Origin of the sequence: Fictibacillus aquaticus, from assembly GCF_002245695.1 — a bacterium.
Lineage (GTDB): Bacteria > Bacillota > Bacilli > Bacillales > Fictibacillaceae > Fictibacillus > Fictibacillus aquaticus.
In genome coordinates this window covers 1-6,182 of the sequence record NZ_NOII01000023.1, presented here as the reverse complement: position 1 = coordinate 6,182, position 6,182 = coordinate 1, and the positions used below count along the sequence as shown (strand labels likewise).

The window sequence follows — 6,182 nt, the reverse complement described above, 5'->3', positions numbered from 1 at the left end:
TTAAATCATCTTCTACCATACCTTTGACTTTGTTATAAAAGAACATCGATTTTGAATCCGCACCTATCGCCGAAACGGTCAAGAAGTTCGATGTACCTTGCCCGGCTGCCAGCTCTGCAGCTTTTATCGTGTATCCGTGATCTACCTTTTTGAAGTTTTCTTTCGTTTTTGCTGTTTTTATCGTCGTCCCTAGACAGCTGAACACGTCATCAACGCGAAACGCCTCACTGTTCTGTTCAAGGCGGTCAAAGTCTGCGGTCACTTGAATCAGTTTCGGATGCGTTATATCCAGCTTTCTGCGAACTAGAACGGTTACTCTTTCATATTGATCATGTGCAATAAGCATATTTACCACTTCACGGCCGATTAGACCGGTCGCGCCAAGTACGAGCGCTTTTCGTTTCTCCATCTTTATGCCTCCTATTTCAGCAGCTTTCTCAGCCATTTCACTTTATCGCCGTATGGCGGAAACACAAGACCTGACTCGATTTTAGTGCTTTTCTTTAAGATGCTTTTTTTATGAGAAAACACGTCAAAGCTGTATTTGCCATGATAAGCACCGAGGCCGGATGTCCCTACTCCTCCGAAAGGAAGATGCGGACTGACAATGTGGGAAAGCGTATCATTCACACAGCCGCCGCCAAAGGAAACAGAGCTTAATATCTTCTTTTCGACTGCCTCATTTTCGGTGAACACATAAAGAGCAAGAGGCTTTGGACTGTTTTGAATGCTTTCAATCGCTTCATCCAGACCACTGTATTCAAGTACAGGTAATATAGGGCCGAAAATTTCGTCTTCCATTGAAGCGTCATTCCATGTAACGTTGTGCAAAATCGCAGGCTCAATGTAGAGGTCATCTCGATCGGATTTGCCTCCAAACACAATTTTTTCTGAATCTTGCTTAAGGATGGCAGCAAGCCGGTCAAACTGACGCTCATTCACGATGCGGCCGTAATCACTGCTGCTTGATGAGTCGGTGCCATAAAATGCTTCAAGTGTTTCTGTCATTTTTTTGATTAGGTCATCTTTAATAGAAGAATGTGCAAGTACATAGTCGGGAGCAATACAGGTCTGTCCCGCGTTTAAGAACTTCCCCCAAGCAATCCGCTTTGCTGCGATATCCAGGTTGGCCGTGCTGTCCACGATAACCGGGCTTTTTCCGCCAAGCTCGAGTGTGACAGGTACGAGATTTTTGGCGGCAGCTTCCATAACAATCTTGCCGACCGGGACGCTGCCGGTAAAAAAGATATAATCGAACTTCGCATGTATTAAGAGTGATGTTGTCTCTTTTTCGCCTTCAATAACGGTGATATAGTTCTCTTCGAACGTGTCTTGAACGATTTTATTGATCACAGCTGAAACGGAGGGTGTACTCTCCGAAGGCTTTAATACAACATTGTTCCCGGCTGCAATCGCTCCGATCAAAGGTTCGATAAGAAGCTGAAACGGATAGTTGAACGGACCGATGATCAGCACCGTCCCGTACGGTTCGCTCAAGATATAGCTTTTTGACGGAAACTGGTGAATCGGTGTTTTCACCTTTTGCGGCTTGCTCCATTTTTTCAGATTCTTGATCATATAGTTGATGCTGTCTAATGTGAAGCCAATCTCGGAGCCATATGCCTCAAACTCGCTTTTTCGCAAATCTGTGTAGAGTGCCTTAATGATTTCTTTTTCATTACGCTGAATGCTCAATTTCAATTTCTTTAACTGATGCAGACGGAACTCTATATCACGAGTACGACCTGTATTAAAAAATTGTTTATGCTGTTTTAAAAGTTCTTCAATTTTCAGCTGTGTGTCCATGTTATGCCTCCGTTCGGGATGTTTGTACGTTTAAACTTTTAAACATTTAAGGTTTATGAAAACCTTTAGGCGGACCTAAAGGCAGTCTTCTTCTACTGTTTGTATCAATTGTTTGAGCAGACCTACAGACTGATCCAGTTCTAATGAATACAGCCGCTGCGTTCCCTGCTGCTCGACCTTTATCAGCCCGTTCTCTTTCAGCAGCTTAAGATGGTGAGAAATCGCGGGACGGGACAGCTTGGATTGCTGTGTGATCTCATTGACGGTAAGAGCATCATGCTCAGCCAGCAATAAAATAATATCCTGACGGTGTGTATCACTTAATGTTTGAAAAATAGGGATGCACTTCCGGAAAATATTCATAGCATGTTCGGACATAGAAGCACCTCCTTGATTATAAACCGTTTATCGTCCAAATGTTTAATCTCATGGACCAATGATAGCACATATTTAATGAAGCCTTCAATGGTAACGGAGGATATGTGCCATTTCTGAGCGATATGTGCCGTTTTCATGTGATATGTGCCGTTTTAATCAGTTGTGTGCCATTTAATAAACATATGTGCCATTCTCCAAATTTCGACAAAAAAACAGCTACAAGAAGGCTATCCCTCTTGCAGCTAAAAATCACGCAGCTTTCTTTTGTTCTGAATGCTTTTTCTCGATCGCTCCGCTCCAGTATGTGAGGAGCACGGCGCCGAATACCATTGCGCCTCCAATCCATGGGGTGTGGATGAGGCCGATCGAGTCAACGATGACTCCCCCCACGAACGCGCCGATGGCGATACCGACGTTAAATGCTGCAATGTTCAATGCGGATGCCACATTGACAGCGGCCGGCACGTGTCTTTCAGCTAGTTTTACGACTAGAACCTGAAGTCCCGGCACATTCATGAACGCGAGCATTCCCATTACAAAGATCGTTACAGTACCTGCAATTTTGTATGGCGCTGTAAAAGTAAGAACAATGAGGATGACAGCCTGAACGATAAACATCCATAAAAGGGCTTTATTCGGGTTCTTGTCAGCCGCTTTTCCGCCGATCGTGTTGCCGATCGCTACTGCAATACCGTACACGAGCAGGATGATACTTACTGCGCTTGGTTTAAATCCTGTTATATCCTGAAGGATCGGAGTCAAATAAGTGAACGTTACGAACGTTCCGCCATATCCTAATGCGGTAATGGCGAATGCTAACAATAATGGGCCATTTTTTAAAATTTTCAGCTGATCACTGAATGAAGACGACGGTGCATCCTTTAGGTTTTTCGGTACAAGGATAGCACTCGCGATAATCCCGATAACACCTAGAGCAGCAACACCAACGAAGGTTGCTCTCCAGCCAAAGTTCTGGCCGATAAATGTTCCGAGCGGTACGCCTGTCACGGTCGCTACTGTCAGCCCTGTGAACATGAACGCAATCGCGCTGGCTCTTTTATGAGGCGGGACAAGATCTGCTGCAATCGTAGAGCCGATCGAGAAAAATACACCATGAGAAAATGCAGTGATGATTCGGGCTGCAAGAAGCAGTCCGAAGCTTGTTGAAACGGCTGCTACTCCGTTTCCGACAATAAAAATAACCATCAGCAGCATAAGCAGCGTTTTTCTGCTCATTTTATTAGTGAGAGCGGTGAGGATTGGTGCACCAAACGCTACTCCCATCGCATATCCGGAAATTAGAAGTCCTGCTGTAGTAATCGAAATACTTAAGTCATCTGAGATTGTTGACAGCAATCCGACCGGAACAAACTCTGTTGTGCCGATGCCAAACGCACTGATAGCCAGTGCCATTAAAGCAAGGAAACCGCCTTTTTTTTCGTTTGTATGTAAAGTCATATTTATGATTCCTCCTAAAAAAATCGTCTTATCACGCTGGACCATGAAGGCGCCTTTCACGATCAACTTGCATGGAAGTTAGTATGAAACATATCAAGCACGATGAGAAGTACGCACTTTAATGTTCCATAGTTACCTAAAAGTACCCTATATGATTTTTCAGCTGGTAGACGTTATAATGGATTCGTTCCAGCTGTGTGTTAGTATGAGGCATATCATGAAACATGAGAAGTACGCACTTTAAAGTATGATAGGCACTAAAAAGTACCTGATCATAAAGTGACAGGAGGAATTTAGATGAAAAAATACAATATACCGGTCGAAGCAGCACTCGAGGTTATCGGGGGAAAATGGAAGGTCGTCATCCTCTGCCATCTAATTAAAGGTAAAAAGAGGACGAGCGAGCTGAAACGGCTTATGCCAGGCATCACGCAAAAAATGCTCACACAGCAATTGCGTGAGCTCGAAGAAGACAACGTGATCTTACGCGAGGTTTATAACCAAGTTCCTCCTAAAGTAGAATATTCGTTGACGGATTATGGCTGGTCGCTTAAGCAGATTCTCGATCTGCTCTGCCATTGGGGTGAGCAGCACATCGAAAAAACGTTTGACAATCCTGAAGATATGGTCGTTCAAATAAACGAAGAATAAACAAGCCCGTACCGAAAAGCATTACACTTTCAGGTACGGGCTTGTTCATTATATTGCAGCTGTATCTTTGCCAGCATTCTCTTTTCTGATATTGCGGATGTTCACTCTGATCAAAAGTGAGATCACAAGAGCGGCTACAAATGCGCCTGTAAAGATATAAAGTGTAAGCGAGTAGCTGTCTGTCGTTTCACGAATTCGCGAAACAATAAGCGGTCCTGCCAGTCCTGCAGCCGCCCAAGCTGTCAAAATATACCCGTGAATGGCTCCTAGCTGCTTCGTGCCAAAAAGATCGCCGATATAAGCTGGAATCGAAGCGAATCCTCCTCCGTAACAGGTGAGGATGACAAACACGATTATTTGGAAAAACAGTGCATTCGTTACATTTGGAAGAATCAGAAAGGCCGCTGTCTGCAGCGCGAAAAATGCAGTATAAACGTTCGGCCGTCCGATATAGTCGGAAACCGAGGCCCAGCCAATCCTTCCTAACCCGTTGAACAGCCCCATTATCCCTACCATCGTTGCAGCAGCTCCAGCACTTAGTCCTGCAATATCCTGGGCCATCGGTGACGCGACCGATATGATAGCGATACCGCATGTCACATTGATGAACAGCATCGCCCAGAGCGCCCAGAAACGAATTGTTTTTACAGCTTCATTCGCAGTCAATTGTGCAAGATCAGCCGATTTCACCTTTTCGTTTCCGCTGCTTTCTGCCATCCCCTCCGGCTTCCAGTCCTTTGGCGGCGGAGAGAGATATAGTGCAGAGACAAGCATGAGTGTAAAGTAGGCTGCACCTAATACATAAAAGGTGTTGGAGATCCCGATACCATTGATGAGCCTGGCAATGAGAGGGCTCGCGATGAGCGAAGCGAAGCCAAATCCCATAATTGCAAGTCCTGTTGCAAGCCCCCTTCTGTCAGGAAACCATTTCACAAGTGACGAAACGGGTGTGATATAGCCGATTCCAAGTCCTATCCCAGCAAGGCCGCCATAGAAAACATACAGCAAATAAAGTGATCCAATGCTGTCTGCGAATCCTGCCCCTAACAAACCTAAACCAAAGCATGCAGCGGAAATCATACCAGATTTACGGGGTCCGTACCGTTCCACAAAATGACCCATAAAAGCTGCAGACAAGCCGAGAAACAATATCGCGATACTGAATGTCAAAGAAACTTGGCTTAGTCCCCAGCCGTGCTTTTCTTTTAGCGGATTCGTAAAAACGCTCCATGAATATACAGAGCCTATGGAAATATGGATGCCGACTGCTGCGGCAGCGATCAGCCACCGGTTTTTCATTTTTCCAGCCATTGTTTCGCCCCTTGTCCCATTATTTTTCAAGCGTTTTGTTTTTAGTCTGGTTGATGCGCTTTTCAGGTGTGTCTTGACTCGTTCTTTCAAGATCTTCTGTATCCTGTCCCATCCCTTTTAAAAACTGCATCAGAATCGTGATCGCCTTGTTGATCTCAGGATCTTTTAAGGAACGGACAAGATCAAAATAGCTTGTCTTCTCTTCTGTGTCTTTAAACTCGGCGACTCGCGCGACACCGGAGTTTATTTTAAGAAGAAACGGCTCAAGCTGCTTTACATTGATCATTCCGAGCGTTCCAAGAAGGAGCAGCATGTTCTTGATCGTGTTGGTTGCTTCTGGTTTATCCATCGCCTTCACCAATACATGCATTACCTTGTCGCCTTGTCCGAACAAGCCGTTTAGAAGCGACAAAATCCCTTTATCTTGCAGATGGTTCATGATCTCCATCGTCTGAAGGATAGCTTCTTTGTTCTGAATGAGTGCATCCTCCACTTCACGCAGATCACTCGCTCGCTGTTCCTCTGCGGAAACCGTTAGTTTTCGGACATTCTTAATGGCCTTTGCCATGCTGGTTTCG

At 45.0% G+C, this 6,182-nt stretch carries 7 protein-coding genes; 1 reads left to right on the top strand and 6 read right to left on the bottom strand.

The window, feature by feature from the left end:
- The 4 genes from CGZ90_RS18535 to CGZ90_RS18520 form a co-directional block, all read right to left on the bottom strand.
- Nucleotides 1-409 (bottom strand): NAD(P)H-binding protein (locus tag CGZ90_RS18535; RefSeq protein WP_165766909.1); only part of this gene is annotated, 409 nt, incomplete at its 3' end.
- Between the two features lie 11 nt (nt 410-420).
- Nucleotides 421-1,806, bottom strand: a complete 1,386-nt coding sequence (locus tag CGZ90_RS18530) for an aldehyde dehydrogenase (protein WP_094254006.1) — start codon at nt 1,804-1,806, stop codon at nt 421-423.
- A gap of 75 nt (nt 1,807-1,881) precedes the next feature.
- On the bottom strand, nt 1,882-2,184 hold the full coding sequence (locus tag CGZ90_RS18525; protein WP_094254005.1) for an ArsR/SmtB family transcription factor: 303 nt from the start codon (nt 2,182-2,184) through the stop codon (nt 1,882-1,884).
- Nucleotides 2,185-2,433: 249 nt separating this feature from the next.
- The gene (locus CGZ90_RS18520) at nt 2,434-3,642 is read right to left on the bottom strand and encodes an MFS transporter (RefSeq protein ID WP_094254004.1); all 1,209 of its coding nucleotides are present in this window, start codon (nt 3,640-3,642) and stop codon (nt 2,434-2,436) included.
- A gap of 297 nt (nt 3,643-3,939) precedes the next feature.
- On the opposite strand from CGZ90_RS18520, the gene CGZ90_RS18515 reads away from it, so the two are divergent.
- Nucleotides 3,940-4,293: a winged helix-turn-helix transcriptional regulator gene (locus CGZ90_RS18515; protein WP_094254003.1), complete on the top strand. Its 354-nt coding sequence runs from the start codon at nt 3,940-3,942 to the stop codon at nt 4,291-4,293.
- Between the two features lie 48 nt (nt 4,294-4,341).
- Here the strand turns inward: CGZ90_RS18515 and CGZ90_RS18510 are convergent, their stop codons facing one another.
- Complete coding sequence (locus CGZ90_RS18510) at nt 4,342-5,604, bottom strand: L-lactate MFS transporter (RefSeq protein WP_094254002.1); 1,263 nt, start codon at nt 5,602-5,604, stop codon at nt 4,342-4,344.
- A gap of 19 nt (nt 5,605-5,623) precedes the next feature.
- Complete coding sequence (locus tag CGZ90_RS18505) at nt 5,624-6,172, bottom strand: helical membrane plugin domain-containing protein (protein WP_094254007.1); 549 nt, start codon at nt 6,170-6,172, stop codon at nt 5,624-5,626.
- Nucleotides 6,173-6,182 lie beyond the last annotated feature (10 nt).